Origin of the sequence: Saccharothrix sp. HUAS TT1 (assembly GCF_040744945.1) — a bacterium.
GTDB lineage: Bacteria > Actinomycetota > Actinomycetes > Mycobacteriales > Pseudonocardiaceae > Actinosynnema.
In genome coordinates this window covers 3,837,364-3,863,465 of record NZ_CP160453.1, presented here as the reverse complement: position 1 = coordinate 3,863,465, position 26,102 = coordinate 3,837,364, and the positions used below count along the sequence as shown (strand labels likewise).

The 26,102-nt window shown below is 61.8% G+C and carries 31 protein-coding genes and 6 tRNA genes; 26 read left to right on the top strand and 11 right to left on the bottom strand.

Translation table 11 applies throughout. From position 1 onward, the window contains the following. Window positions 1–243 precede the first annotated feature (243 nt). Complete coding sequence (locus AB0F89_RS18915) at window positions 244–594, bottom strand: hypothetical protein (protein ID WP_367137947.1); 351 nt, start codon at window positions 592–594, stop codon at window positions 244–246. 747 nt (window positions 595–1,341) lie between these two features. Between AB0F89_RS18915 and AB0F89_RS18910 the strand changes: the two genes are divergently transcribed. Continuing rightward, entirely contained in the window at window positions 1,342–2,181 is an 840-nt protein-coding gene (locus AB0F89_RS18910) for a DUF5753 domain-containing protein (protein WP_367137945.1), read from the top strand. Next, a complete protein-coding gene (locus tag AB0F89_RS18905) occupies window positions 2,100–2,381 on the top strand; it encodes a DUF397 domain-containing protein (protein WP_367137943.1) in 282 nt (93 codons plus the stop codon). Before AB0F89_RS18910 ends, AB0F89_RS18905 begins: the two co-directional genes overlap by 82 nt. Before the next feature lie 99 nt (window positions 2,382–2,480). On the opposite strand, the gene AB0F89_RS18900 is transcribed toward AB0F89_RS18905, so the two are convergent. The 9 genes from AB0F89_RS18900 to AB0F89_RS18860 form a co-directional block, all read right to left on the bottom strand. Then, complete coding sequence (locus AB0F89_RS18900; protein WP_367137941.1) at window positions 2,481–3,041, bottom strand: hypothetical protein; 561 nt, start codon at window positions 3,039–3,041, stop codon at window positions 2,481–2,483. Window positions 3,042–3,385: 344 nt separating this feature from the next. After that, window positions 3,386–3,751, bottom strand: coding sequence for a hypothetical protein (locus tag AB0F89_RS18895; RefSeq protein WP_367137939.1), 366 nt, complete (start codon window positions 3,749–3,751; stop codon window positions 3,386–3,388). Further along, entirely contained in the window at window positions 3,748–3,924 is a 177-nt protein-coding gene (locus AB0F89_RS18890; protein ID WP_367137937.1) for a hypothetical protein, read from the bottom strand. The genes AB0F89_RS18895 and AB0F89_RS18890 overlap by 4 nt, the downstream gene beginning before the upstream one ends. Continuing rightward, window positions 3,921–4,253 carry a hypothetical protein gene (locus AB0F89_RS18885; RefSeq protein WP_367137935.1) on the bottom strand — a complete coding sequence of 111 codons (333 nt, stop codon included), beginning with the start codon at window positions 4,251–4,253 and terminating at the stop codon, window positions 3,921–3,923. The genes AB0F89_RS18890 and AB0F89_RS18885 overlap by 4 nt, the downstream gene beginning before the upstream one ends. Window positions 4,254–4,471: 218 nt before the next feature. Beyond that, window positions 4,472–4,900 carry a hypothetical protein gene (locus AB0F89_RS18880; protein ID WP_367137933.1) on the bottom strand — a complete coding sequence of 143 codons (429 nt, stop codon included), beginning with the start codon at window positions 4,898–4,900 and terminating at the stop codon, window positions 4,472–4,474. A gap of 420 nt (window positions 4,901–5,320) precedes the next feature. Next, window positions 5,321–5,473, bottom strand: coding sequence for a hypothetical protein (locus tag AB0F89_RS18875; protein ID WP_367137931.1), 153 nt, complete (start codon window positions 5,471–5,473; stop codon window positions 5,321–5,323). Window positions 5,474–5,848: 375 nt separating this feature from the next. Beyond that, a complete protein-coding gene (locus AB0F89_RS18870) occupies window positions 5,849–6,187 on the bottom strand; it encodes a hypothetical protein (RefSeq protein ID WP_367137929.1) in 339 nt (112 codons plus the stop codon). Window positions 6,188–7,016: 829 nt separating this feature from the next. After that, entirely contained in the window at window positions 7,017–7,376 is a 360-nt protein-coding gene (locus AB0F89_RS18865) for a hypothetical protein (RefSeq protein ID WP_367137927.1), read from the bottom strand. 986 nt (window positions 7,377–8,362) lie between these two features. Then, window positions 8,363–8,629, bottom strand: a complete 267-nt coding sequence (locus tag AB0F89_RS18860) for a hypothetical protein (protein WP_367137925.1) — start codon at window positions 8,627–8,629, stop codon at window positions 8,363–8,365. Window positions 8,630–8,877: 248 nt separating this feature from the next. Between AB0F89_RS18860 and AB0F89_RS18855 the strand changes: the two genes are divergently transcribed. Beyond that, window positions 8,878–9,180: an HNH endonuclease gene (locus AB0F89_RS18855; RefSeq protein WP_367137923.1), complete on the top strand. Its 303-nt coding sequence runs from the start codon at window positions 8,878–8,880 to the stop codon at window positions 9,178–9,180. 563 nt (window positions 9,181–9,743) lie between these two features. Beyond that, entirely contained in the window at window positions 9,744–10,142 is a 399-nt protein-coding gene (locus AB0F89_RS18850; RefSeq protein ID WP_367137921.1) for a hypothetical protein, read from the top strand. Between the two features lie 5 nt (window positions 10,143–10,147). Here the strand turns inward: AB0F89_RS18850 and AB0F89_RS18845 are convergent, their stop codons facing one another. Then, window positions 10,148–10,399, bottom strand: coding sequence for a hypothetical protein (locus AB0F89_RS18845; RefSeq protein ID WP_367137919.1), 252 nt, complete (start codon window positions 10,397–10,399; stop codon window positions 10,148–10,150). A 154-nt stretch (window positions 10,400–10,553) separates the two neighbouring features. On the opposite strand from AB0F89_RS18845, the gene AB0F89_RS18840 reads away from it, so the two are divergent. The 22 genes from AB0F89_RS18840 (at window position 10,554) to AB0F89_RS18735 (ending at window position 26,100) form a co-directional block, all read left to right on the top strand. After that, window positions 10,554–11,681 carry an N-acetylmuramoyl-L-alanine amidase gene (locus tag AB0F89_RS18840; protein WP_367137917.1) on the top strand — a complete coding sequence of 376 codons (1,128 nt, stop codon included), beginning with the start codon at window positions 10,554–10,556 and terminating at the stop codon, window positions 11,679–11,681. Window positions 11,682–11,722: 41 nt separating this feature from the next. Further along, window positions 11,723–12,778, top strand: coding sequence for a hypothetical protein (locus AB0F89_RS18835; RefSeq protein ID WP_367137915.1), 1,056 nt, complete (start codon window positions 11,723–11,725; stop codon window positions 12,776–12,778). Window positions 12,779–12,784: 6 nt separating this feature from the next. Next, window positions 12,785–12,856 (top strand) — tRNA-Asn (locus tag AB0F89_RS18830). A gap of 68 nt (window positions 12,857–12,924) precedes the next feature. Beyond that, window positions 12,925–13,000: transfer RNA gene (locus tag AB0F89_RS18825), tRNA-Met, on the top strand. Beyond that, window positions 13,001–13,072 (top strand) — tRNA-Val (locus AB0F89_RS18820). It begins immediately after the preceding tRNA gene. A gap of 2 nt (window positions 13,073–13,074) precedes the next feature. After that, window positions 13,075–13,145: transfer RNA gene (locus AB0F89_RS18815), tRNA-His, on the top strand. Window positions 13,146–13,147: 2 nt separating this feature from the next. Then, window positions 13,148–13,220 (top strand) — tRNA-Leu (locus AB0F89_RS18810). A 4-nt stretch (window positions 13,221–13,224) separates the two neighbouring features. Continuing rightward, window positions 13,225–13,297, top strand: a tRNA-Pro gene (locus tag AB0F89_RS18805). Window positions 13,298–13,322: 25 nt separating this feature from the next. Continuing rightward, a complete protein-coding gene (locus AB0F89_RS18800; protein WP_367137913.1) occupies window positions 13,323–15,005 on the top strand; it encodes a terminase TerL endonuclease subunit in 1,683 nt (560 codons plus the stop codon). Next, the gene (locus tag AB0F89_RS18795) at window positions 15,002–16,426 is read left to right on the top strand and encodes a phage portal protein (protein WP_367137911.1); all 1,425 of its coding nucleotides are present in this window, start codon (window positions 15,002–15,004) and stop codon (window positions 16,424–16,426) included. Before AB0F89_RS18800 ends, AB0F89_RS18795 begins: the two co-directional genes overlap by 4 nt. Further along, entirely contained in the window at window positions 16,423–17,271 is an 849-nt protein-coding gene (locus AB0F89_RS18790) for a hypothetical protein (RefSeq protein WP_367137909.1), read from the top strand. Before AB0F89_RS18795 ends, AB0F89_RS18790 begins: the two co-directional genes overlap by 4 nt. Window positions 17,272–17,331: 60 nt before the next feature. Then, window positions 17,332–17,805, top strand: coding sequence for a hypothetical protein (locus AB0F89_RS18785; protein ID WP_367137907.1), 474 nt, complete (start codon window positions 17,332–17,334; stop codon window positions 17,803–17,805). Between the two features lie 15 nt (window positions 17,806–17,820). Continuing rightward, complete coding sequence (locus AB0F89_RS18780; RefSeq protein ID WP_367137905.1) at window positions 17,821–18,816, top strand: phage major capsid protein; 996 nt, start codon at window positions 17,821–17,823, stop codon at window positions 18,814–18,816. Window positions 18,817–18,821: 5 nt separating this feature from the next. Next, window positions 18,822–19,826, top strand: a complete 1,005-nt coding sequence (locus tag AB0F89_RS18775; RefSeq protein WP_367137903.1) for a glycosyltransferase — start codon at window positions 18,822–18,824, stop codon at window positions 19,824–19,826. 163 nt (window positions 19,827–19,989) lie between these two features. Continuing rightward, entirely contained in the window at window positions 19,990–20,460 is a 471-nt protein-coding gene (locus AB0F89_RS18770; RefSeq protein WP_367137901.1) for a Gp19/Gp15/Gp42 family protein, read from the top strand. A gap of 349 nt (window positions 20,461–20,809) precedes the next feature. After that, window positions 20,810–21,133, top strand: a complete 324-nt coding sequence (locus AB0F89_RS18765) for a DUF5403 family protein (protein ID WP_367137899.1) — start codon at window positions 20,810–20,812, stop codon at window positions 21,131–21,133. Window positions 21,134–21,147: 14 nt separating this feature from the next. Further along, window positions 21,148–21,555: a hypothetical protein gene (locus AB0F89_RS18760; protein ID WP_367137897.1), complete on the top strand. Its 408-nt coding sequence runs from the start codon at window positions 21,148–21,150 to the stop codon at window positions 21,553–21,555. Between the two features lie 100 nt (window positions 21,556–21,655). Then, a complete protein-coding gene (locus AB0F89_RS18755; protein WP_367137895.1) occupies window positions 21,656–22,144 on the top strand; it encodes a hypothetical protein in 489 nt (162 codons plus the stop codon). A gap of 88 nt (window positions 22,145–22,232) precedes the next feature. Beyond that, entirely contained in the window at window positions 22,233–22,574 is a 342-nt protein-coding gene (locus tag AB0F89_RS18750) for a phage tail assembly protein (protein WP_367137893.1), read from the top strand. Continuing rightward, window positions 22,541–22,960 carry a hypothetical protein gene (locus AB0F89_RS18745; RefSeq protein WP_367137891.1) on the top strand — a complete coding sequence of 140 codons (420 nt, stop codon included), beginning with the start codon at window positions 22,541–22,543 and terminating at the stop codon, window positions 22,958–22,960. Before AB0F89_RS18750 ends, AB0F89_RS18745 begins: the two co-directional genes overlap by 34 nt. Continuing rightward, entirely contained in the window at window positions 22,961–25,261 is a 2,301-nt protein-coding gene (locus AB0F89_RS18740; RefSeq protein ID WP_367137889.1) for a hypothetical protein, read from the top strand. It abuts the gene before it with no gap. Next, window positions 25,261–26,100 (top strand): hypothetical protein, encoded by an 840-nt coding sequence (locus AB0F89_RS18735; protein WP_367137887.1) that lies wholly within the window; start codon window positions 25,261–25,263, stop codon window positions 26,098–26,100. The genes AB0F89_RS18740 and AB0F89_RS18735 overlap by 1 nt, the downstream gene beginning before the upstream one ends. Window positions 26,101–26,102: the final 2 nt, after the last annotated feature.

Here is a 26,102-nt window from a genome sequence, read left to right as displayed (position 1 = left end):
CCCTCGTTCGTGTCAAGTACTGCGGTTTCATGGTTGGGCAGGGTAGGGCACCGCGTGTTCTGTCGCCCCAGGACACGCGAGAGCCCCCGCCCGGCCTGTGCCGAACGGGGGCTCAAATCTGTTTGCGCCGTCAGTGGCGCTTGTACCACCAGTGGAAGAACCAGACGACCGGGGGCCTGTTGCTGATCTCGTCCCAAAAGAACGTGATCAGGAATCCGACCGCCAGGGCGATCATCGCGGCTGTCATTGCTCTATCTCTCGGGGCCTAGGCCCGGTGGGCAGATCCCGAAGAGCATCGCCCACCTCGGTCGTAGGCTCGTTCCTCGCCATGTCTTCGAAGGCGTCCGTCCGTCCCCTCTCGTACGAGGCCCGCTCAACCGGGTGCCCCTCTTGCACGAGCGCGTACGCCTTCGCCAAGGCTACCGGCGTGATGGACCGGAAGATCAGATCCGCAAGCTTGGTGAACTCCTCGGACCACTTCGTCGTGTACTCCGTGGAGGTGCCCATGCTGGGCACTGCCTCTGCGAGTTGCCGCCTTCTGAGAAGGGCCAGCTCGTCGGCGATCAATTGCACAGCGCCGAAAGCTTCGATCATCGGGCGGTCCATCACACGGCCTTCCGCTGGTACGGGGTAGAGCTGACGAGAACGGTGATTTCAACGAACTTGCATCCGCACTCGCACTGGCATTCCTTGTGATGAAGAGCGGCGTGTTTCACGCCCTCCACGTACGTTTCGAATTCCCAAAAGGCATGTTGGTGCCCCCGGCAGAAGTGGCAGCTCGAACCATCCTGAGCGACTTCCGGGCCTTCGGAAATTGCTCGGATGACCTGGGTGTCATCCGGGCCAACCCTCCGGGGGACCACAGGAGGTGGATTACGAAGAGCCGGCACATCAAGTACACCACCAGGCCGAGAATCAGAATCCAGTCCCATACCGTCATCCCTTCATGTCCAGACCAAAGCCCGGATAATCCGACGGGAGGGGCGCAGGAATGCCCTGTTTCCGATCCACTCGTTCCGACCCTCGCCGAAGATCGCAAACAGCGTGAGGTAGGCTGCCCACCTCAACACACCCGCGAACGTGGCAAGGAACGTCCACGCCCACGGATCGCTGAGCAGGACCCATGGCTTTGACAGCAAGAACGCGATCACAACGCGCACCTCCAAGTACGAGTCAAGCGAGCGGAGGGGGTTGTTGCCCTGGTAAGCATCGGGGCCTCACCAGGCCCGAACCTCCGCCCGCCGACAACCTGAGGCTAGCATCTGTCACTGACAGATGCAGGGCCAAATGGGTGATATCGTCCGCAGTACTGCGGACCTGCGCACTCGCTACGCTGTGCACATGTCTGAGGGCTACACCGCCGCGAAGGCCGAGCTGGGCGACTGGATCAGGTCCCGTATGACTGGACGCACGGTTGAAGACGTGGCGCAGGCGTGCGGTTGGTCCGTTCGATCGATGCACCGGGCACTGAACGGGCACGTGCGGCCTCAGGAACTTCGCATGAAGGCTCTCGTCCGTACGCTCACCTCCGACCCTGCTGAGCAGGCACGGGGCATGAGCTTGTGGAAGGCCGCGGAAGCAAGCGACATCGAAGAGGCAGCAGACCTCAGCGCGACCTACCGGCGGTTGCGCGAGTGCGAAGCCGTGGCCGTGCACACCTGCGTGGTTGAGACCAAGTACTTCCCCGGCCTGACGCAGCACCCCAAGTACACGCGCCTCCTGGCAGCGGGCACGCCGTTCGGCAAGGACCCCGGTTGGATCGCCCGTGCTGTCCGGGAACGAGAGGACAGGCGGAAGGTGTTCGACCGGCCTGGCTACCGCTACTCGGTCCTGTTGGATGAGTCGGTGGTGTGGCGAACCCTCGGGGATCTCGAAGTCTGGGGCGAACAGCTCAGCCAGGCTGAGACCATGTTCGCGGGCAATCCGCTCTTCACCCTTCGGATCATTCCTCGCACGGTCCCAGCGAGCGGGTTGCTTGGCGCGACCACAACCACGATTTTCCGGATGCCCAGGAACAAAGCGCCTCGGGTTTTCATGGACGGATATCCAGGAATCCAAGAGCTGACCAAGCCTCGGGATCTTGACTGGGTCACGCGTGAATGGGCGAACCTGACCGCCTTCGCGCTCACCGAGGAAGACTCGCTGAAGTACATCCGAAACGCATACGACGAGGTGAGTTGAAAGTGTGGCAGGCACAAAACGCAGGGGTGCCCGATGGCGTCGTGATGCGCGTCAGTTCGAGAACCCAGCCCAATCAATCATGCGTCGCGGCTGGTGTGACGCCAGAGACCACGTTCGTCCAAGACACCAAGGACCCGACTTACCAAACCTTGACGTTCTCGTCTCGAAGCTTCCGGGCCTTCCTGGACCAACTGAGGTAGCAGTACCCGAGGGCCGACCCTGCTGAGGGTCGGCTCCCAACCCTTAGGGTTTCCCGCGATACAGACTCGGCCTGTACCGCAGGAGACGCCAAGGCTTGCCTAGGGCGTCATCCCCGTGTTTCTGGGGATGATGGTCAGCCTGGGGACTCCGTCGAGCTTCGCAAGATCCTTGATGACCCCCTCAGCCTCCTCCCGCGCCGACTCCATGTCTTGACCCTTCACGTAGAACTCGGTGACTTCCGAGTCCGTCACGGGCACGAACACCCGCCACAGGAACAGCGGCCCATCGGTCATACGACCTCTACCCTTCTTCCGGAAGTCGGACACGTCCACGCCCAACGCGTCGAGCGCGTTAGACAGACTAGACAGGGCCTCGTCAAGGCTTCCGTAGTGCTCCTCCCGTGCGTCTCCGTTCTCGGCCTCCAGGAGGCTGTCAGCCTCCTTCTCCCCGTCGTCCGCCGCCTCGTCTGCGGCGTCCAGGAGCCCGCGAAGCTCTTCGAGCCACGTGCGCACCGGTTCCACCACGTCGTCCTTGGCGAACGTAGCCACGTCTTCGGCCTTCTGCCTCTTCTGTACGGCTTCCGGCTTGAACTTCCGCCCGCTGGAAGGGCTACGGCCGTGGACAAGGTCCACCAAGGCTTTAACGTCCAGGTCTTCCACTTGCTTCCAATCTGCCGATGGTTCAGGCATCAAGTGATTCGAGCCTAGTCGAATCACAAGAAACGCAAACCTTCGAGCAATGCGCCGCGGAGCGCCGTCAGCGCTCCTTGCAAGCGTCGCAGCAAGGCACTTCACCCAGGATTACGTGTGTGCGGGTACCTGTAGCGGGGTTGGCGCACAGGAGAAACCACTCGCAGCACCCCGAATCCTGCTCCCGTTCGGCCCGAAGCTGATCGAGCATCATTACCATTCTGCAATCACCATCTCTCAGCCGATCGTTTCGGCACCCCGAGATACGGGGGCCGGCTCGGAGGCCGGTCCCATACCTCAGAGAATCGAGACGATCAGGGGGTGTACTCCCCACAGCACAGGTACCGCTGCCCCGCAGCCCTGCCGGCCTTGCGACGCCAGCGGTGCTGCTTGATCTTCAAGCGGTCCGGATCGGGGTTCACCGCGTCCTCGTCCGTGCACCCCGCCGGGCACCGCTCCATGCCTTCGGGGGCCTCGTGCTGCCAGTGCAGGCACAGTTCCCCCGCGTCGTTGTGGTGGTAGTCCCACACGGGCAGTTGCCGGCCGAACATGCCATAGTCACCCGGCACGTACCGGTAGCCCTCGGGCTGCCACCACGAACGTCCCGTGTGGTCGCCGTGGTGCTCCCCGTCGCAGTCGCTCAGGATGCAGTACCCGTTCCAACAATCCTGCGTGCTCATGCCTTGCCTTCCGATGCCAGGTACATTGCTTCGATTCCGTCCAAGTACATGCGCATCTGAGAAATCTTGAGATCCAGAGATTCCAAATCTCCGGTCCCAATCCTCACGGCCACATGGGCGAGCTGCGAAGCCTCTCCCATGATCCGTTCCGCGAGTTCCTTCATGGCGCTCACGCTGCCTCCCGGTGCTTCGACAGCGCGGATGAAATCTCGTCCTTGCTCATCCTGAGAACCTTCGTCCACTGGTCAGCGACCAGAAGGTATTCGACCCCATCGCTTGCCGGGAGTTTCACTTCATCGATTGCGGCTCGACACCAATCACACCGGGCCTTGCCGCTCGATTCCTTGGCTTCCATCGTGGAGGTAAGGGGAGGCCACTTGGCCGTGTCATCACAACCCGGCGTGAAGCACACCCCGCCCCTCTCGCCCTTCCTCATGGCTTCCAGCTCGTTAGCCTGAGCAGCCAAACGAGCCGAAAGTTCTCGGGCCTCCGCCACGGTCAACGGCAAGAGCAAACGCCGATTGTCCACCGTACGAACTTCCAACTCGGCGAACCGGGGACCTTCGCCCCGTTCAACCCTCTTTGACTTGTCCCGAAGGTAGTGAGCCCACGAGACAAGAGGGTTCTTGATTAACCAGACGTGCTTTCGCCGTCCCATCGGCACCATTCCTTTCCGTGTACCGATGACCGGCACCCGGGGAACCCGGGCACGATCACCACCTACACGGCGGGGTGGTCGGGGAGCCAAGCCTTCGGCACCCCGGGCAAAACGTTGTGCTGGCAAGCCGGCCCGATGCTCGAAACGCAGCAGGCCCAGTACGTCAGGCCGTTCGCGTCCTTCATGGGGTAGTTCGGGTAACCAGGGTGCGAACGCGTCGCAGCCTGGTAAGCCAGCTCGCAGGCCACGTCAACACGGCGCACGCGGCCGGCCTCGCCGACGCGGTATGCGACGATCGGCCAAAACTCCTGCCAGTGATCCGCGCCAGCCCTCCAGCCCTCGGGGGTCAGCTCGTCCGCGTAGTCGTGCGGGACGAACTCCCGACGAACCAACGCCGCCCACGTCTGCGGCGCGATGCTCCACGCTTGCCCCCTGGCGATGCCCAACAAAGCATCCTGCATCGCTTCGGAAACTCTCAGCGTTGAACCCACTGTCAAACCTCCCACTAGTCCTGAGCGGACACCCCCGCAAAAGGCACTGAAGCCTTTCACGAGAGAACCAGCTCAGTCCTCACCCCACCAGATTCGACCTGATGCCTTCCCAATCGATTCGGGGGTAGTCGTTCGGGGCCAGCTCTTGAGCCGTCTGCCAGGCTGCGGAGAATCGCCTAGCATTCTTCATCACTCGAATCAGGTGGTCCCCCAACGACGACCAACTACCCTCGTGCGCCAATTTCACCGCGTCGGGGTTGTGGTCGCTGTCGTTCTCGATCCACACCGAAACGAGGTCCGTTACGAAGCGCGCTCTTTCGCTGTGCACTGCGCCCACTTGTTCAAACCTCCTGCGACTCTGAGCGGGGATGCCAAGAGACGGACCGCCGCGGCCCATCCCTCAGCAAGGACGTTCAGCGCCTACGCGCACTCGTCGGCCCGGCCGACGATGAAACCTCTCGAACCGTCCTCCGGGAAGCACAGGAGGACCCAGACGTTCACGTGCGGGATGTGCGCGCCGCACACGCGGTTGCCGTCCGTCCGGCAGTCGTTCAACCCTTCCGGATCGGTCACCGCCGGAGCCGGCGTGGTGGTGGTGGTGACTTCGGTCGGCGTGGTCGTGCTCGTTTCCTCCTGGGTCGCCTGGACCCCCGATGTGGTCGGAACCTCCGTAGTGGTCGAAACCTCCACGGCCGTGCTGGGAGTGCTCACCGCGTACGCGATGCGGGGGAACACGGGGGCCGGTGAGCCACCGGGGAGACCGATGATCACCAGGCCCAGCGCAGCCGCCACAGCGCACGCTAAAGACATCAACACTCTCATTGCTTCCCCTTTTGGGTGTGTTTCCGGGCGCGACAAAGACACCATGCCTTTGCGGCCTTAATCGGAAATGTCGCCTGAGCAGGCGCGGCAACGCACGGACGGACGCCCGTGCATCACCGGTGGTGCTCAGTGCCCCGGCGCGCGGAGGTCTTCCACGAGGGAAGCCCACTCCTCATCGGTGAAGCCTTCGACCCGATGGGCCGTCAGCTCCTCCGTGTGCCCCGTGTAGTTGCCATCCCAGGTGGGCCGGCTACCGTCCAAGAGGCTGAGCCACGTCGTTGGCCCGGCCCCCGGCGACTGCGAAGGTGAGTTCAACCCTTCGCCGTCCAGGTGCGCCCGGACTTCCTCCAAGGTGTCGAACTCGTGCGTCTCCTCATCGGGCTCCCCGATGCGGGGTGGTTCGTCGGCACCTTCCTCCCAGGGGCCGTACTCCGTGAGGAAGGTTCGGATCACGTACTTGCCCATTGCTCCCCTATCAGGTTGAGAACTCCCCGAACGGCACAGGGGACCTGTGCAGAACGGGCAACACTCAAGCCTCTAGCCGAATGGTGGCCGTATAGGGCAGTGGGCCGCACTCGTGATTCCGCCAGTGGCGGGCCGGCCAGTCCCGTTCGTACGCCTGTCCCAAGAGGAACAGGCAAGCGTCCCGGCGTGACTTGAAACCTCCGATGATGCGAATGCTGTCCGCATCCCCGGTTTCGGCAGTAGCCATCCACTCATCCGGGTACCCGTGCAACTTGAACACGTCCCCGATGTTCACGCCGTTGTACGCCATGTGGTAGCGCGTCCCGTTGTCGAACCTCGTGACCGAATCCACGGCGAAACCTCTGCCGATGACTCGACCCACGCGGTTCCACAGCTCAAACCTCATTTACCCATGCCTTTCCCTAGCTGAATGGGCATGGCGCATCACACCCCCAAGCCTTTCAGGAGTGTGATTCACCAAGCCTTCTCAGACAGGCTCAAGCCTTTTGAACCGAACAATCACCCCCCGTACACATACCAGGGAACTGTTAAATCGGTTCGCACAAAAAATGGCACACGTACCCGCACGGGTGGGAGCGGACCTAGGGTGAACTCACCTAGGGACCACACAGACATGATCGGGGGTGGCCGGATTCGGCCTAGAAACGGTCGGGCCTGAATGCCCAACGGTCGAGAGTCGCCAGGTGCGCCGCGCGCCCCCTGGCCCCCCGCGCCGGCCCCGGGGCCGTGCGCCTGACCTTGACGTCTGATTGGGTGTCTGAGTACCCACCCCCGGACCCCCGCAGGGGTCCGAGAGAAGAGACTCAGCTCATTCGGTCGAAACCTTCTCGTCGTAGCACCGGACGATGGTCCCCAACTCCGGATCTTCCGTGGTGTCCAGCCCTTCCGGGCACCGGAGGTAGTTGTCCTGAAACTTGATTCCCCAAGCCTCTCCGCACGTCTTGAACTGCTCCAAACCTTCGCGTTCCACGCACCGCTGGTAGGCCGTGAAAGCCCGGCGGTCGTTGGTGGTGCTGTCGCTGGCAGCGGCCGGCGACTCACCCCCGAACAGCGCGACCAGGAACCCGAGGGTGATCCACACCGCGAACAGCGCACCGACACCCAGGACCCAAGCCTTGTGCTTGGCGAACCAGTTGGCCGGCTGTGCCTTGGTGTTGCCCTTAGCCATGTCATGCCCTTTCCCTTGACGTTTCCCCTCGCAGGGAGGGACCGAGGTCCCTCCCTGAAAGGCAGACGTCAAAGTCATATTCCTGATGCTTTCGCCTATGTCATGCATATGGGCGGATCACCAGCCCACTCGGCACATCAGGTAATGCACTCGCTGTTGAGTTCTCAAAGATCAGGTGAGGGGTTGGATTCCCCCGGACCTAGTAGCTTTCGCACCTGGTATCCGGTCCGTGTCCCTCTGGTGTAGCGCTAAGCTTGCCGGTCGTTGTGGGGAACTGTCAAATCCGCAGGTAGACGACGGTTTCGGGCGTACCTACTGAACCTTGGCGTTGGGTTCCGTCGAATGCGGCTCTGACTGCGGCCCACTGGCCGGCGTCACTCACGTAGGGCCCGGCTAGGCCGGTCCCATGTGCGCTGTAGTTATGCCTAGCGGTTCGAGTCGGCGCAGGTAGTTCGCGTCCCTTGCGGTTCGCGTCCCGTCCTGGCGACAGCGGTATTAGTTCATAGGTTGCGGGGAACTGTCAAATCAGGAGGCTCAAACCTGCCCTGACCTGCGGTTTCCCCTCGGTAGGTTCCGCCTGGGAGGGGGTCACCGCAGTAGGCCGGCCCCTGGGAGGGGCCTCGGTACTGGGCCTGCCCAGCAAGGGCCGCTTTCCTGCCCCCTGGGTGTGCCCTACAGGGCTTTTCCCTACAGGGGGTTGCACAGGGGAGGGGTCTGCACACAGGGGGGCTTAGAGAGGCACACAGGGGGAGGGGGGGTGGATTGTGTGCGCCCTGGTCGCACTAGTGCATTCCGGTGTGAGCTAGGCCGCGGCACGCAGTTTGGGGGGTGGCTTGCAATTCGCATCCCTGCCCGGCAGAATCGCAGGCACAACTTCAGAGCCTTTGTCCGGCCCCAGGGGGGTGACCCCCCGGGGCCGGGCCCCTGACCGGGGCGTATAGCTGCCCGTCGGTTGTGTACGGGTTTTCAAGTCGATTCGTTAGTCGCTAACCGGTGATCCGGCTGATTGCAATCGTGTACTCGACCGTTGGAACGCCTCCAGGCTCGACCGTAACCCCGATCCAGGTATAGCCCTCGGGCATCTCCTGCATGGTCACGTACTCGCTGAGCACAGACGCCGCAGCAGCGGCCATTGTGCTGTTCGCCGAGTGCTCACCGAAGGCGTCTTCGAGGATGACAGGGGCACGTTCAGGGCTCGCATAGGCCCACAGCGACGCGTAAACAGGCCCCGTCTTCCTGGGCTTAACGGGCATGTGGGCACCGTAGCGGCGATCCATCTGGCAGTGTCAGATCGTCACACGATCGAGTGACATGGTGACCTGCATCACAGTTCTGGGGTGCCATGTGACGATCATGGACGTGTAACACCTCTATATAGAGTGAGGGGTGCTGATCACCCCGAACGACAGACTTAACTAGAGAGGCCCCGAAAGGGCCTCTAGCTAGAAAAGACTAAGAGCCGCCCCGTGGAAGGGCGGCTCCTAGTTTTTAAGGGGTAATCGTGCCGTGGAGTTCTTCGAACCGCCGCGGAGAGCTTCCCCCGGGTTGGCTAACCAGGTACGTCCCTCGCATCCTGCGGCGGGACAAGTACAAGTGCCGGCTCGCCTACGACAGGTGCCTAGGCCGCGCCACTGAGGTGGACCACCGTGTTCCGGGCCTGGACCATTCCGACGAGAACCTTCAGGCCGCGTGTGCCAGGTGCCACGCGACGAAGAGTGCCCGTGAGGGCAACGAGGCGAAAGCCCGCCTCCATGCGATGCGGAAGCGTCCACCCGAGAGTCACCCGGGCCGGCGCAAGAGCTAACTCGCGATGTCAAGGATCTGGACATGTTCCGCAACCGGTAGCGAGTAACCCCGTGGTGGTTTCGGCTCACCATAGAAAGAAATGACGGTTCCTGGCCGCAACTCGTGCACGTGACGAGGCAATTCGTCGCGCCGGACGAACCACCTTATATCGCTGTCGTCCCTCGCCTGGCCCACTCTTGTCCGGGGATTCCAGTCCGTGACAATCGCGATGTGGGCTGACTCGTCGGACGCTTTCAACGATGCTTTGAAGTAGACAAAACTGAGTGGCGGTAGCTGTTGCAGGCTGCCTGCGTAGGTCAATTCCGGGGTAGCTTCGCGCCGACCGAACTCATCTGCCTCCTTAGACGAACAAAACCCTGCCAACGAGCGGTACTGGCCTGTCTCTGTGACCTGGAATACGGCTTCCCAGTTTTCGCGAATCGCCATATGTCCGCCTTACGTTACCCGTCGCCAAGTAACTATCCATTGTAGACGAATGTGATCGGCGACACAACCGATCCCGGGTGGATCGTTTCAGATACTCCCAGGAGGAGGTTGGTCACCATGGGTGACAGAGGTCCAGTGCCGAAGCGTTCCGAAGAACGAGTTCGACGCAACAAGGACGAAGTTCAGATCGAGAAGATTACGGCCATCGGCACGGTTCTTCAGCCACCGCTGGACTTCCCGAGTCCACATCCGATCACCGTTGACCTTTACCGATCGATGGGCGAGTCCGCACAGGCGCGATACTACGAGCCTTCCGATTGGGAGTTTGCTCGGGCCACGCTGCACTTCCTTGACCGCTTGCTCAAATCCACGAAGCCAAGCGGTCAGATGCTAGCCACGGTGAACCAGATGCTAACCGGATTGCTGCTCACCGAAGGCGAACGCCGCCGAGTGGCTATCGAGATCGAACGCGAAACGACTAAGAACGAGCTTGCCGACGTTGCGGCGCTGTTCCGGGATCGGGCCGCGCAGTAGAAGCCTCACCGGCGAGTTTCCCGCTTCGCTGCGTCGGACTGCTCTAGAAGCTTTGGAAGCGCCTGGTCCACAAAGTTCAGCGCCGATGCGATGTCATCGCGTGCGTAAGCGGCGTTGAAGTCGTAAATCTTACTGTCCCGTCGCGCGCTATAAGAAGCTTGACGTACCCTTTCGGCCGCCTTCAAGAGGCTGTCCGCAACCCCGGACAACACCTCATCATCCAGCACCGGCTGATCTGCGCTCTCCTGCTCTCCCACAGGTAAGAGCCTACACCGACTCCGATTCGGTTGAGCGCGTGTCCTCCTTCCGCGTCGCTCCCGGATCGGCCTCCTTTTTCCCGTCACGCCCCGATCCCCTTTCCCGTTTGTCGGGCGAGCGTGGCGGGGACTTAGCTCCCGTAAGGCACCCGCAATGGCTCTATGCCCTTTTGCCGTCCATCGGCTGATCCCCGAGTCGTACCAACAGAACCGAATCACTCCGCGGCTCGTCATCCTTCATACCGCCGTGTCCGGCGCAGAGTCCCTTGAGGGCTATTGGAATTCGCCGGGCATCGTGCTTGAGTCTCACTTCTATGTGAGCCAGCACGGTGTGATCTACCAGTACGTTGATACCAACGTCCGTGCCGATGCCAATGTCAACGCGAACGATTTTGCGGTAAGCATCGAGACCTGGGACGGCGGCAACCCGAACGTTCCGTGGACCGATGCTCAGGTCAACGCCCTCGTTCGTCTGGTGGCGTGGATCTGCGATGCCCACGGCATCCCCAAGCGACTCGCCAACGGCGCGTACGGCAACGGCATCGGCTGGCACAATCTTTACGCGTACGAATGGGCCGGCGGACCTCGTGCCTGCCCTGGTCCCCTACGCATCCCCCAGGCGCGGGACGTGATCATTCCACGCGTCGCGGGCGGGCAGGTGCCCGCCCCTGGTCCGTCGCCTTCGCCGGCCACAGAGTTCCCTCTCCCCTCGGGGCACTACTTCGGGGACATCAGCGGCCCCGACGAGTCCCACGGCGGCTACACCCCGGGCGAACGAGTCTGGGTCCGCCAGGTTCAGCAAGCGCTTCAGCGAGCCGGCAAGGCACCCTCCCACTCGGGTTGGGCTGACGGAGTGTGGGAGCAGCCCACCACGGACGCTATGCGCTCCTGGCAGGCTTCGGCGGGCCGACCTCAGACCGGCCGCGCGTATAAGGACGACTGGGACCGCTTGGTTCTCGGCCGCGGGTCTTCTCCTGCGCCTGGTCCAGCTCCGTCACCGAGTGCGCCGGCTTGGCCGCTTCCCAGGAACGAGTACTTCGGTCTGATCACCGGGCCTGCCCAGAGCCACGGGGGCTACTACCCCCACGAACGCCCTCACATCGTTCGTATCCAGCAGGCCCTACAGCGAAAGGGCTTCGCGCCCGCCTACGCGGGCTGGGCGGACGGGATCTACGAGCAGCCCACGGCCAACGCGGTCGCCGCATGGCAGCGCGCCCACATGCCAGGCACCACCAGGTACGGCGAAGTCTGGTGGGACGACTGGGCTAAGCTCCTGGCGTAGCAACAAGTTTCGCAGTCTTCGCCGCTTCGAGAGGGCAAGACATGCCGATCCCAAACAACGTCTCAACGGCTACGATCATCGGGGACTTCCGTGACTTCACGGGAGCAGCAGACACGGGCACCATCACGTTGCGCCCCAACGTTTCGCACGTGGTGGTTGCCGGCTCACCCGCCGTTGCACTGAATCAGTCGCCCATCGCCATCAACGTCAGCGGTCCGTTCTCGGTACAGGTTCCTGCGACCGACGATGCAGACCTCACCCCCCGGAATTGGCTCTACAGGGTCGAGATCGACCTTCGACACCGGAAGACCGTTCTGTTCGTCGCTGCGCCCTCGGGTGCCACGGTTGACCTCGCCAAGGCTGTCTCAGCAGTCCCACAGCGAGAACTGCTCACACCCGTGCGGTCCGTCAACGGCGTCGGTCCCGACGCCTCGGGCAACATCGCCCTGGCGTTGTCCTCGGGAGGCTCACCCGAGGACCCCGGTGACTATGTCACCGATGCGGAGCTAGTGACCGCGCTGGCGACGAAGGCAGCCCTCTCTCACACCCACACCAAGGACCAGGCGGGCCTGTCCAATGTGGACAACACGGCCGACCTGGCGAAGCCGATTTCGACGGCTACGCAAGCGGCCTTGGACACCAAGTCCGCCCGGCTTGTTGTGCGACCAGTCCGGATCACGTCCGGCAACATCACCCTTCCGAACACGTCGGGTGGTTGGCAGGCCCTAGCCGGGCTGGAGGTCCAGCTTCCTGCCTCGGAAGGGCACTGGGTCGAGATCGGAGCGCACGGGATGCGCTCGGACGCGTCGAACGCCTTCCTGGACCTGGCGGTCATCGTCGGGAGCCAGCTCGTCAGGTACTTGTCCACCGGTACGTCAACGCCTCTGGTGGAGGGTGATCCCGCTTGGTACGCCGATCCATCGGCGGAGTATCCGAATCTGACGACGCCCAGGGGATTCGTGGTCGAGTCGAGCGATCTTGACTCAGGTCAGGTTCGTTTTGTGGTTGCCGCCAAGGCGAATGGACTTGGCACGATGTACGCCAGCACGGACTTCCCCTTCTACATGTGCGCCAAGAACTTTGGTGTCGTTTCGTGACACCTTTCCCGCGTAGCTCAAAGGCAGAGCAGCCGACTGTTAATCGGCGGGTTCCTGGTTCGAGTCCAGGCGGGGGAGCTTTCCGAGGGTCGCGGGTAGACGCAGCCGCCGCGACTTCAACCAGGCAGGGCCGGCCTCGGATTTAACGGGAAGTACCTCAGCGGCAGAGGACCGGGCTCATAACCCGGCTAGGCGAGGGTTCGAGTCCCTTCTTCCCCACCACGGAATGTAGCTCAGCGGAAGAGCACCCGGCTTACACCCGGGGTGTCGTGGGTTCGACTCCTTCCATTCCGACCGTGACCGTAGCTCAAGGGCAGAGCACCGGATTGTGATTCCGGGCGTGCGGGTTCGAATCCCGCCGGCCACCCCGTCCTTCTAGCCCAACGGCAGAGGCACCACGCTTAGAACGTGGTCAGTGGGGGTTCGAATCCCTCGAAGGACACTTCCTGGCTGTAGCTCAGTAGGAAGAGCGCCTGATTTGGGATCAGGAGGCCGCAGGTTCGAGCCCTGCTAGTCAGACTCACTCAATCAAATAGGGGTTCACGTGGTCGATAACGACGACGACCTAGAGCCCGCACCGAGCTACGTAATCGGCCCGACCTGGCAACGCCGGAAGTCGGGCGGTTGGCATCTACCCAAGAAGACCTTGGGCGACGTAATCGTGAACTGGATGTTCAAATACCTCGTCCAGCCTAGCGGGCCTCGGGCGGGTCAGCCGTTTCTCGTAACAGACGAGCAGTTTCGTTTCTTGCTGTGGTGGTACGCGGTCGATGAGCACTCCGGTCGCTTCGTCTACCGCAATGGGCTACTGCGTCGCCTTAAGGGATGGGGGAAAGACCCGATTGCCGCAGCAATGGCGGTAGTCGAGCTTTGCGGACCCGTGCAATTTAGCCACTGGGATGCCAACGGGAATGCCGTAGGGAAACCCAAAGCGGCTGCCTGGGTCCAGATCGCAGCAGTGTCCCAGGACCAGACCCGCAACACGTTCATGCTGTTTCCCGCGATGATCGCCAAGCACACGCGGACCGAATTCGGTTTGGACATCCACAAGACCATCATTTATTCCGCCGCAGGCGGGATCATCGAGGCCGTTACCTCGTCTCCGCTCTCCTTGGAGGGCAAGCGCCCGACATTCGTCATCAAGAACGAAACTCAATGGTGGCAGGAGAACAACTCGGGTCACGAGATGGCTAACGTAATCGCGGGTAACGTCACCAAGGGTGCTTACGGCATCTGCCGGTCGCTATCCATCTGCAACGCTCACAGGCCCGGCGAGGAATCCGACGCTGAACGGGACTGGGACGCTTACCTAGCCGTCCAGGCGGGCGAAGCCGTCGATGTCGGTTTTCTCTACGATTCGATTGAGGCCCCGCCCGACACACCCGTTGGTGAGCTTGCCGACCTGGTGGAGGACGAAGAGGCGTACGACTGGGCACTTGAGCGCCTACGTCAGGGACTCCTGGTAGCTCGTGGTGACGCTGAATGGCTCGACGTTGACACCATCATCGAGTCGATTCTTGACGTTCGGAACGATGTCACCGAGTCGCGCCGGAAGTTCTTGAACCAGGTCAACGCGGCGGAAGACGCCTGGGTGTCGCCTCGTGAATGGGACGCCTGCCAGTACTCCAAGCTTCGTCCGCTCGAAAAGGGTGACAGGATCACCCTCGGTTTCGACGGCTCAAAGTCGGAAGACTGGACTGCTCTTGTGGCGGTTCGCGTCGAAGACGCAGCGGTTTTCCCCATCAAGGTCTGGAATCCCGAGAAGTACAACGGTGAAGTGCCGCGGACCGATGTCAACGACACGGTCGATTGGGTCTTCGGCAGGTTCGACGTTGTCGCGTTCCGTGCGGACGTGCGTGAGTTTGAGAGCTACGTCGATGCCTGGGGCGCTAAGTACGGCAAGAAGCTCAAGGTAAAGGCGACAGCCAAGCACCCAATCGCGTACGACATGCGATCGAACATCAAGAACTTCACGCTTGAGTGCGAGCGGTTCCAAGACGCGGTCGTTGAGCGCGAAATCGTGCACGGCGGCTCTGTAGTTCTCAAGCGTCACGTCACCAATGCCGTGCGGCGGCCGAACAACTTCGGTATCTCGATCAGCAAGGCAACCAAGAACTCTTCCCGGAAGATCGACGCCGCTGTCTGCGCCGTCCTTGCGTTCGGTGCGAGACAGGAATTTCTGATGTCCAAGAACAACCGTGGCCGTGGGGTGGTGATCGTTCGATGACCACTGCCTACGACAAGGACGTCACGGACCTCACGAACCTTCTGAACACGCAGCAGCCCGCGCTTCAGGAAAACCAGGATTACTACGAGGCCGAATACCGACTCAAAGCCCTGGGGCTAGCTACCCCGCCGGAGATGCGGCATCTCACCGCCGCGATCGGCTACTGCCGAATCTACCTGGACGCGATTGACGAACGTCTAGACGTGGAAGGTTTCCGCTCGGGCGACGAGGCAGAGGCCGACGAACGTCTCTGGGATTGGTGGCAGGCAAACGCCCTGGACGAAGAGGCTCCGCTCGGACATCTCGAATCCATGATTCACGGCGTTTCGTACATCACCGTGTCGGTCCCCGACGAGAACGACGAAGACCTAGACCCGACGATTCCATTGATCAGAGTCGAATCGCCCTTCCACTTTGTCGGCACGCTCGACCAGCGTACCCGCCAGATCCGTCGTGCGCTGAGGCTCTACCGTTCCCCGGAGAGCCCACAGGAAGACCGAGTGACACTCCTGCTTCCCGACGAGACGGTTTATCTCGGAAGGTCGCAGCGTCCGAACGCCGAGTGGTCGGTTATCAGCTCGAACAAGCACAACCTCGGACGCCCATTGGTGAGCCCACTCATCAACCGTGAGCGACTTTCCGAGCCGTTCGGCAAGAGCGAGATGACTCCGGAGCTTCGGAGCGCCACCGACGCGGCGAGCCGAATCATGATGAACCTCCAGGCAGCGGCCGAACTCATGGCCGTACCGCAGCGCGTTCTATTCGGCGTTGCGGCTGAAGAGTTCACCAACGATCCGGAAAACCCAGGCGCTCAGCTAGAGGCGTACTACGCCCGAATGTTGGCTTTCGAGGACTCGAACGGCAAGATCGCTCAGTACTCCGCGGCCGATCTCCGCAACTTCGTTGAGGCTCTTCAGGAACTCGCGAAGCAAGTTGCCTCGTACACCGGGCTTCCTCCCCAGTACCTTTCGTTCTCCTCCGAGAACCCCGCTTCGGCTGAGGCGATCAAGAGCGCCGAATCGCGCCTGGTCAAGAAAAGCGAGCGCAAAGCGCGGATGTTCGGCGGCGCGTGGGAACGCGCAATGCGTCTCGGAATGCTCGCTATGGACGGTTCGGTTCCATCGGACGCCTACAAGCTTGAAACGGTATGGCGCGACCCAAGCACGCCGACGTTTGCCGCGAAGGCCGATGGAGTCGCGAAGTTGCACGCCGCTCACATCATCCCGACCGAGCAGGCCCGCATCGAAATGGGCTATACCGACATCCAGCGTGAGCAGATGCGCGAGTGGGAGAAGGACGACCCCATGAGCCAGCTCAACGCGATCCTCGCGGGTGGGGCCGGTCCTGGCGGTCCGGGCGGTGCGCCTGGCGGTGGAGCTGCCTCGGGCGGAAGCCAGCAGAAGAAGGCCCCGGCGAAGTGACCCTCACCGAGTACACCGCAGCGCAGGCCGCGATCACGGCGGCCCTCGTGCGCCTGGTCCTGGCCGTGCTCCTGCCGTTCCGGTTTGTCCCTCTTACCCCCCTGGCCTGGCTGGGCATCCTCCGCAGCATCTACCCATCCGTGGTAGAGGCCCGCAGACAGACCGCGATCCTCGCGCGGGCGTTCTACGACGCCAAGCGGGTGGAACACGTAGGCGAGGCCACGCACCCGGTTGACCTGCCTTGGTACGACTTCGCATGGCTCGAAGAGGCTCTGCGTCCCGCAGAGAAGCACTTCGGCAACGGCGAGGACAACCAAGGCGCGATCATCATTTCGGCGCTCAGAGTCGCTAAAGAGGTCGAGAACGCAGGTCGCAAGCTCCTGATCAAGGGCGCGCAAAGCGATCCTTTCGGAGTTCGCTGGGCGCGCGTCGCGACAGGCAAAGAAACCTGCGCTTTCTGCTTGATGCTGGTCTCCAGAGGGGCCGTATATCTCGATGCTGACACGGCCGGGTTCAAAGGAGCCCAAACCGATGCATTCGACCTCGGCCTGAATCTCATGGCGGCTCGCCGCAACAACCGGCTAAGTCCGAGCGCGGACAACGCTGCTCTCTTGGACGACGCTAACTCGGCCTTCAAGAAGTTGATGGTCAAGTGGCATCCGGGTTGCGACTGCAAGGTTGTCCCGGTTTTCGACGTGAACGACTGGGAAGGCCGCGAAGAAGCCGATGCGGCCTACGAGCTATGGAAGCAAGTCACCAAGGGCCATGAGGACGCCCTGAACGCGCTTCGTCGCGCGGTTGACCGAGGCCAAGTAAACCCGGCGGACTTTGCCGCCGCGGCCTGACCCGTACCCATTCTTTAGCGCCCCTGGAGGGCGCTTTTTTCATGCCCAGGAGGCACAGCCATGTCCGACGACGCCACCAAGGACGCCCCGAATGCCGCCGAGCTGCCCGAGTGGGGCCGGAAGGCTATTTCGGAGGCGAACGCCGAGGCCGCGAAGTATCGGGTCAAGGCACAGACCGCAGCCGATGAGGCCCGCGCGCAGGCGCAGGCCGAATTTGATGCGAAGTACAAGACCGTTGCCGATGAGAAGTCGGCAATCACGACCGAGCGGGACCAGGCCGTAACCGACCTGGCAAAGCTCAAGGTCGCTCTAGCGAGCGGGGTTCCTGGCGAAACCGCTGTCGCATTCGCGGACCTGCTGAAGGGTTCCAACGAAGACGAGCTGAAGGCCCACGCCGAGAACCTGAAGAACATGTTTGGCGTTTCGGGCAAGTCCGCTCCTGCCGTTGACCTCTCGCACGGGCTTTCGGGTGGTAGTTCCTCCGATCCCGGCGACGCCTTCGCGGCTCTGCTTCAAAGCAAGCTCACTCGATAAGGAAAAGAACCCCGCATGGCTCAGATCAATGAGCTTGCCCCGAATACCTCTACGAAGCACCAGGGCCGTCTAGCCTACGTCCCTGATGACCTCCTGCCCAAGACCATTGTCGGCCCCATTTTCGACAAGGCGCAGGAAGCTTCGCTGGTACTTCGCCTGGGCGAGCGAATCCCAGTCGGTTACGGCGAGACCGTAATCCCAACCCAGACCGCGCGTCCCGAGGTCGGACAGGTCGGTACCGGCACCTCTAACGCTCAGCGTGAAGGTGGACTCAAGCCGCTTTCCGGTACCGCGTGGGACACCAAGTCCTTCTCTCCGATCAAGCTCGCGACCATCGTGACGGTATCGGAGGAGTTCGCGCGTACCAACCCGCAGGGCTTCTACACGAAGCTTCAGAATGACCTGGCCTTCGCGATTGCGCGAGGTATTGACCTGGCCGTTTTCCACGGTAAGCAGCCGCTCAGCGGCGGTGCCCTCCAGGGCATCGACACGGACAACGTCCTGGTGAATACCTCGAATGTCGTGAACCTTGACGCGGTCACCGACAACAACCTGTACGACGAGCTGATCACCGGTTACCAGATGGTTTCCGATGTGCACGACTTCTCGGGTTGGACCGTGGACACCCGTTTCCGTGCTCGCCTCATCCGTGAGGGTGCCGAGCGTGACGCGAACGGCAACCTCCAGAACCCATCGCAGATCAACTTCAACTCCACCGTGGGTAACATCCTCGGCTTCCCTGCCTACTACGGCAAGGCCGTCAAGGGTGACCTTGGCGCGGCTACCGCGTCCACGGTGCAGATGATCGGCGGCGACTTCTCCCAGCTCCGTTGGGGCTTTGCGGACGAGGTTCGGTACAAGGTAACCGACCAGGCCACGCTGACCGATGGTGTGAACACCATCAGCATGTGGCAGACCAACCAGGTTGCGATTCTGGTTGAGTGCACTTTTGGCTGGGTCGTGGGTGATCTGGACGCATTCGTCAAGTTCACCAACCCATCTGGCAGCTAATCAGAATGCGGGGACACCTTCGTGGTGTCCCCGCATTTCGCAGGAGTCCACCAATGCGAGTAGCTGTCTTCGTTCACTTCTACGTGCCGCACAGGTGTGCCGGCTCCGAAACCATGCTTCACGCGATGGTCAAGGCGCTGCAAGCACAGGGCCACGAAGTCCTAGTCATTGCCACGGTGCTCCCTGAAGCACCGCCGAGCTACACCTACGAAGGCGTGCCTGTCTTCGCCACGAACCTGGTCTACGGACAACAGATCCTTGCGGACTGGCGTCCCGACGTGATCGTGACCCACCACGACAACACGGTCAGGGCCGCCCGGATCGCACGCAAATTCAAGATCCCCTTTGCCTTCCTCATGCACAACGACCTGGCCGGAACCCCCGGGATGCTCGACCTCGGCCCGGACCTCGTGGTCTTCAACACCGAGTGGATGCGGGACAAGTTCGCGGAGCGAGCGCCGAACAACCTCGTAGTCCACCCCCCTGTCTTCGCGGAGCAGCACCGCACGGTGCCGGGCTACGCAGTGACCCTGGTCAACCTCAACCGGAACAAGGGAGCAGACCTCTTCTACGACCTGGCCCGCCGGATGCCCGATCAGCGCTTCCTAGGCGTCGTCGGGGGCCACGGTGAACAGGTCGTGCGTCGAGACCTCCCCAACGTCGTCATCCAGGACCACACGGACCGGATGCGGGAACAGGTGTGGTGTCGAACCCGCGTGCTCCTCATGCCCTCCGTCTACGAGTCGTACGGCATGGCGGGGGTCGAAGCCCTCGCCTCAGGCATCCCAGTCATCGCACACCCGACGCCCGGACTCCTGGAGTCACAAGGGCCTCGGGGGATCTTCGTGGATAGGGACGACCCAGACGCCTGGGAGGTCGCTCTCCGGGTGCTCAGCGCCCCGGGGATCTACGAGCGGGCGCGTCTCAGCGCCCTTGAGCGATCAGCAGAACTAGACCCGCGGCCTGAGTTGACCGCCTGGGTCGCAGCAATCGAGAGGTTGACGCCGTGAGCGTCCGCATGAGAGCCGAACGCGGCTCGATCGTAGAGGTGAGCGAGGAAAAGGCCGCTCGTCTCGAATCAACGTTCGGTTGGCGACGCATCGAAGACGAGCCGGCCGAATCCCCCAAGCCTGCCCGGCGAGGCAGGCCACCTAAGAACGGGTAGGAGTCCACATGGCCTACGCAACCGTTGAGGATGTGGAGGCCCGACTAGGGCGCGACCTGGACGAGTCCGAAAGTCAGATCGTCACAGTTCGCCTTAACGATGTCGAACTCCTCCTCAAGTCCAGACTTCCCGATCTTGACGCCAGGATCGCAGACGGCGTGCTTGACGAGGATGTCGTGAAGATGGTCGAAGCCGATGCAATCCTGCGGCTGATCAAGAACCCGGACGGGTTCCGTTCCGAGACGGACGGCAACTACAGCTATCAGATTGACGAGCGGGTTGCCTCCGGTCGGCTCGACATCATGGCCCGTGAGTGGACGCTTCTCGGCGTTAAGTCGGGGGCCTACACGGTGCGCCCCTACCTCAAGCCCTACGGGCCTCTGTCCTTCCACCCGTGGGAAGACGCCACAACCCCTTTTGACCAACTCCCTGCCTGGGACGGCGAGCTAGGGCCTGAATGGACGGAGTTCCGTACATGACGCTCCTAGACCGAGGTAGGGAGACCGTAACCGTCTACCAGGAAGAGCAGTGGATTGACTCTGACGGCAACGTGAGCCGCCGAGCCAGCTCAGTGGGAGTCACCACCAGGGCGACCGTTCAACTCCTCGCACAGTCGGGAACCTCGTCCCGCAGGTCCGAGCAGGACAACGAAGGTTTCGAGACCGAAGCCGTCTACCGCCTGAGGTTGCCGCGAAGCTTCCCCTTCCTACTCGGCGCACAGGCACAGGTCGAGTGGCGAGGCGTTCGATACAGCGTCATCGGTGATGCCCGCTACTTCAACGGCTCAAGGCGCACAGCCCATTACGACTACATCATCAGGCGCACCTAATGGCTAACCGAGTACAGCTCATCGGCCAGAAGGCAATGAACAAGGTCATCTCACAGCGCCCTGAAGTCCTGGATGCCGTGAAGGACGCCGCAGAGAAGATCCGCGCAAAGGCGCAGCGGCTTCTGCTGCCACACCGGATCACCGGTGATCACAAGATCGAGATGGAGAAGAACCTCAAGGAGAAGTACGGCTTCCTTGACTACGAGATTTCTCTAGTCGGAGACGCCGCGGCTCCGTTGGAGTTCGGCCACCTCCATAACGTATCGGGTCGCTGGGTCAACGGCCTATACATCATTCACCGCGCATCGGGGCTGATCCCGTAGCGCTTGGAGGACCCGTGGTTGCGCGCAAGATGCCGCGTATCCAAGAGGTTCTGATTCCGATTCTGCGCACCGCGCTTCCCGGCGTCACAGTCACCTCCTGGGTACCCGACGTGGATGACCGGGTTTATCCCATCCTCAATGTAAGGCGTCTCGGCGGAATCGCGAGAGACCCAAATCGACTCGATCTCCCGGTGATCGAGCTGACCGCCTACGCACAGGGCGGACTGATCGTGTGCGAAAACCTGTTTCTCGACGCACGTCAAGCAATCTGGGATGCCGTTGACAGGCAAACTCTGACGCCTGCCGGCTATCTGCATTCGGCCAACGAAACGATGGGGCCGACGCAGTTCGATTCCGGCTATGACGACACGTGGCGGATTCAGGGACTCATTGAGATTGGCCTCAGGCCGCCGAGATCCTAGGACCCCCGTAATGGCACTTAACGACAATGCGGTTATTACTCCGGCCCGGGGCTACATCTATGTGGCCCCACCCGGCACCGCCGCTCCCACGCCGTCCGCAGTGGCGGCATTCGACCCAGATACCGGCTTTGCCACCTACGAAACGCTGGGTCACACCGCCCGGGACGAGCTTCCCGTATTCGGCTTCGACGGCGGAGAGACCGAGCTAAGGGGGAGCTGGCAGAACGCATCCCTTCGTGAGGTCACCACCGAGGTTGCAAGCGACTACGTCACTTTCAACGCCCACCAGTTCGATGAGCAGGCTCTTGGCCTCTACTACTCGGTGACGAACCCAGGTTCGACCCCCGGGGTATTCGAGGTCCAGGAAGCCCCGTCCACGCCGATTCAGAAGGCAATCCTGATCGTCGTTGTAGACGGCGACGTGAACATTGGCTTCCACGCCACCAAGGCGAGCATCCGACGCGAAGACGCTATCGAGCTGGCCGTTGATGAGTTCGCGTTCATGCCGTTGCGAGCCACCTTTCTCAAGGACCCAGGATCGCCGCTCTTCTCCTGGATCAGCTCTGACACGGGCGTGAACGTCTCGTAATGGCTCGGCAGGCGCGGTTCTTGGCGGACTCCGCGCCTGTCTCTCACATGCAGTCCGCCAACCGAAACAGACTTGAAAGGTCCGCCACATGTCCGAAGTTTTTACCCTCGAAGCCCTTGAGGCCGAGCTTGACAGGCGATACGGCCCGCTGGTTTTCGAAGCGAACAGCGAGCGCTTCGAGCTACGCCCGCTACTGCGCTGCCCGCGTGACGAGCGGGACTCCGTCACCGCCGCACTGAAGTCCCTTGAGGACGTAGACGAGGCCGACGTAAGCGAAGACGAAATCGTTGACGCGATGTCATACGTCCTGCGCACCGTGACCGCAAACGGCCGCGGAGACAAGCTCGTTCAAGCCCTCGGTGACGACCTTCTTCGATACCAGGTGCTCTTCGAGAAGTGGACGGAGAAGACCCAGGCGGGGGAAGCGTAGTCCTCGCCCGCCTTCTCGACAGGCACGGCGAGGCGATCCTTGCAGATTTCCGCCAGTACTACGGCGTCAACCTCGTAGAGGCATACAGGGATTGGTCTCCCCTGTACTTGCTGGCTCACATCAGACAACTCCCCATTGAATCCCGCACGGTCGCCGCGATGCGCGGCGGCGAACAGTTCAACGGGTGGGGAGTGGACAGGTACTTCCTCGCAGCCCTAATCGACGCCGTACACGATCAGACGTACGCGTTCGTGGCTGCCAACTCCAAGCGTAAGCCGAAGCGCCCCAAGCCCATTGAGCGGCCCAAGAAGGCTCACGCATCTCAGTCGAAGACAAATCCCTGGTTGGCCCGAACTCAGGCGATTAGGCGTGCCAGGGGAGGGTAGATGACGAGCCCAGGCGCTAAGGCAAATGTCGGCAAAGTATCGGTCAAGGTTGTTCCGGATACCTCGAAGTTCCGCAAGGAACTACAGGCACAGCTAACCAAGTCCGTCAAGGGAATCAAGGTCAAGGTTCCCGTCCAACTCGACACGAAGGGTGTCCGGGCTCAGCTTGCGGCACTGAAGAAGCAGATCAACGCAACCAAGGGAACCGCGAAGGTTGACGTTGACCTGGACAAGACAAAGAAGAACCTATCCGAGGTCGCAGAAGCAGCGACCTCGGCGGGTAATTCGTTCGGCGGCATGGCCGGCCGAACCGCCCTGCTCGCTTCCGCAATCACCGTTCTGGCCGCACCAGCCGTAGCGCTCCTCTCGACACTGCTGGCTGGCCTACCCGCCTTGCTTTTCGTGGCAGGCGCTGCCTTCGCAGCGGTGGCCCTGGGCATGGACGGCATCAAGCAGGCCGCAAGCGTTCTTGGCCCATCCGTAGAACGGATGAAGGCGAGCCTAAGCGCCACCTTCCAGGATCGGCTAACCCCTCTGTTCCGTCAGCTCATCCCAGTAATGAGCGTGCTCGAAGTCGGCTTGAACAAGGTCGCGGTCGGGCTGTCCAATATGTTCGCCGGCTTCGTTGATGTCGTCTCGTCCGCAGCCGGAATGAAGCAGCTTGAGACGATCCTTGCCGGAGTCGGCACCTTCTTCACGAACATCAAGCCCTTCATGGCCGACTTTACAGCCGCCATTCTCGGGCTAGCCGAAGCCGGGGCCAAGTCGCTCGGTTTCCTCTCGCGGCTGATGAATAACACCGCCGCTGAGTTCCGCGAAACGGTGAGTCGGCTTACGAGTACCGGCGTCTTCGAGACCGCGATGAATGGTCTTTCGCAGGTGCTTGAGTCGGCGCTGAGTCTGACGATCAAGCTGTTCGAGGCCGGCGTTGGGGCGATGGGTCAGCTCACAGGCCCTCTCGTCCGACTGATCGATGGACTGAGCGCTTCTCTAGTCGCACTAATGCCCATTCTGACGTCGATCTCCAGCCTTGTCGGGAATGTACTGGGGCAGGCCCTAAAGACGATTGCCCCCATCCTAACGGCTCTCCAGCCAGCCTTTGCGATGCTCGCTAGCTTCATCGGAATTCTGCTGGTCGAGGCCATTCAAGCGCTAGAGCCCCTGCTCGTTTTGCTGGCCCAATTCCTGGGAACCGTCGTCGTCGGAGCGCTTGAGGCGCTTTGGCCCTTCATAAACCCGTTTCTGGAGTTTCTGCGGCAGTTCGCGGCGATTCTGACGGAATCGTTGCTCATGGCGCTTCAGCAGCTCCAGCCGCTTTTTGACCTGCTGCTTCAGTTCGTAACCGGATTGCTCGTTGCGATAGAACCGCTGCTGCCCGCCTTGCTCGAATTGGTGCAGTCCGCCTTTACCGCCTGGCTTTCTATCCTAACCGAGCTGGTGCCCATCGCGATCGAGTTTGCCGAGAATGCGCTTCCCGGGATTCTGAACGCCGTATCCGAGTTGATGCCATACGTCCTGGATCTAGTAGGTGCGGTGGCCGAATTGGTGCCGGTGATTGCAGCCGTGTACCGCTGGTGCGCGGAATTTCTCCTGCCGATCTTCCGTGAAGCCGCGAAAGTTGTGGCTGAGGTCTGGCCGCATATCGAGACAATCATCAAGGGCGTGCTCGATTTCATTATCGGTCACGTGAAGCTCTTCACAGCGCTTCTGAAGGGCGACTCGCAAGGTGCCGTAGATGCCGTGAAGCAAATCTTCCGTGGCGGCTTCGACGTTCTCAAGGGAATCGTACAGCTCGGAATCGAAGCTGTCGTTCAGTTTTTCATCAATTTGCCACTGGAGGTCATTCGCGCCATCGGGAACCTCGCCGGCCAGCTATTCGGCGCGGGTCAAGGGGCGATGAACGGCCTAATCGACGGAATCAAGTCGATGGTCGGCAAGGTGAAGGATGCGGCGCTCAACATCGTGAGCCAGGTCCGCGACCTGTTCCCGTTCTCGCCCGCAAAGGAAGGCCCATTCTCGGGCAGGGGGTACACCCTGTACTCGGGTCGGGCTCTCATTAGCGATTGGGCCAAGGGCATCGAGCAGAGTACGCCTTCGGCCGTGCGAGCAATCGAAGATGCAATCGGTGCGACCAACCTGGCCGCCGACAACACGTGGAACGGCGTCATTGACGACAACGACTTCGGGTCACTCGGCGACCGAATCGCGGAAGCAATGGCCGGCTGGTCCATCGAGTTCGACGCCAACGGCGTCGCCCGCATGGTGAACAAGTCCAACCTCCGAAAGGCACGGCGAGGCTAGTGGAACCGGCAACGTGGTACCTCGGCCCGCTGGGAAATGTCCGTGCCCTTGAGGTGCCGGAACCAGGAATCGGTATCACCCTGACCCGCTTCGGCGGCTTCCATCAGGGCCTAAGTGGTGCCCGGACGCTAGACGTGACCGGGCACCGCTACTCCTACTCGTTCGAGTGGCGCAACCTGGACCCCTCGGAATACCAGTGGCTAGAAGCGCTCCACGCCCGGCTGATCCAAGGTCCGTTCAGGTTGCTAAACCCGATGAAGAAGAACCGGCTATCGGTACAGGCGTCCACACTCGTCATTGCGGGCACGCAGGGCGGGATCACCGGAAACCCCGGCACCTACCGGTACGAAACCGACTGGCCGAACGCAGCCGGGGCCGGCGCGCGGTCCCTGCGCATCAGCACCTTCGGAGAAGAGGCGTTCACCCGCTTCGATGATGCTATCCCCACTCCGGTCCTACCGGACGAGGAAATCACGGTGTCGCTCTACCTCAAGGGCGAAGCGGCTACCTCTGTTGAACTCTGCCTGGACTGGTACGGGGTATCCCGACAGGACTACCTGTCCACCTCGGCACGCTACCCCGTCGCGGTCACGACCTCGTGGGAGCGCTTCTCGTTCACCATCACCCCGCCTGCTGGCGCTGGCGGTGCAGTCCTGAACTTCGTCAACCAGGACGACACCCAGCCGGTACGGCTGGCAGCTCCGCAGATCGAACCAGGAGACACCGCCACGGCCTTCGAGGTCGGTGGCGGAAGTCCCGTGGTTCTCCTGGACCAGCTATCGGGAAGCTCACGGATCTTCCCCCTCACCGACTGCTCTCTGACCCTCATGGAGGCGTGAGA

Bases quoted from the DNA above. Each gene is read 5' to 3' on its own strand.
- AB0F89_RS18775 (WP_367137903.1), top strand. From the start codon at position 18,822: ATGCGGGGACACCTTCGTGGTGTCCCCGCATTTCGCAGGAGTCCACCA.
- AB0F89_RS18770 (WP_367137901.1), top strand. From the start codon at position 19,990: ATGGCCTACGCAACCGTTGAGGATGTGGAGGCCCGACTAGGGCGCGAC.
- AB0F89_RS18795 (WP_367137911.1), top strand. From the start codon at position 15,002: ATGACCACTGCCTACGACAAGGACGTCACGGACCTCACGAACCTTCTG.
- AB0F89_RS18780 (WP_367137905.1), top strand. From the start codon at position 17,821: ATGGCTCAGATCAATGAGCTTGCCCCGAATACCTCTACGAAGCACCAG.
- AB0F89_RS18870 (WP_367137929.1), bottom strand. From the start codon at position 6,187: ATGGGCAAGTACGTGATCCGAACCTTCCTCACGGAGTACGGCCCCTGG.
- AB0F89_RS18915 (WP_367137947.1), bottom strand. From the start codon at position 594: ATGATCGAAGCTTTCGGCGCTGTGCAATTGATCGCCGACGAGCTGGCC.
- AB0F89_RS18840 (WP_367137917.1), top strand. From the start codon at position 10,554: ATGGCTCTATGCCCTTTTGCCGTCCATCGGCTGATCCCCGAGTCGTAC.
- AB0F89_RS18835 (WP_367137915.1), top strand. From the start codon at position 11,723: ATGCCGATCCCAAACAACGTCTCAACGGCTACGATCATCGGGGACTTC.
- AB0F89_RS18750 (WP_367137893.1), top strand. From the start codon at position 22,233: ATGTCCGAAGTTTTTACCCTCGAAGCCCTTGAGGCCGAGCTTGACAGG.
- AB0F89_RS18785 (WP_367137907.1), top strand. From the start codon at position 17,332: ATGTCCGACGACGCCACCAAGGACGCCCCGAATGCCGCCGAGCTGCCC.
- AB0F89_RS18740 (WP_367137889.1), top strand. From the start codon at position 22,961: ATGACGAGCCCAGGCGCTAAGGCAAATGTCGGCAAAGTATCGGTCAAG.
- AB0F89_RS18895 (WP_367137939.1), bottom strand. From the start codon at position 3,751: ATGAGCACGCAGGATTGTTGGAACGGGTACTGCATCCTGAGCGACTGC.
- AB0F89_RS18765 (WP_367137899.1), top strand. From the start codon at position 20,810: ATGGCTAACCGAGTACAGCTCATCGGCCAGAAGGCAATGAACAAGGTC.
- AB0F89_RS18905 (WP_367137943.1), top strand. From the start codon at position 2,100: ATGGGCGAACCTGACCGCCTTCGCGCTCACCGAGGAAGACTCGCTGAA.
- AB0F89_RS18860 (WP_367137925.1), bottom strand. From the start codon at position 8,629: ATGCCCGTTAAGCCCAGGAAGACGGGGCCTGTTTACGCGTCGCTGTGG.
- AB0F89_RS18865 (WP_367137927.1), bottom strand. From the start codon at position 7,376: ATGGCTAAGGGCAACACCAAGGCACAGCCGGCCAACTGGTTCGCCAAG.
- AB0F89_RS18910 (WP_367137945.1), top strand. From the start codon at position 1,342: ATGTCTGAGGGCTACACCGCCGCGAAGGCCGAGCTGGGCGACTGGATC.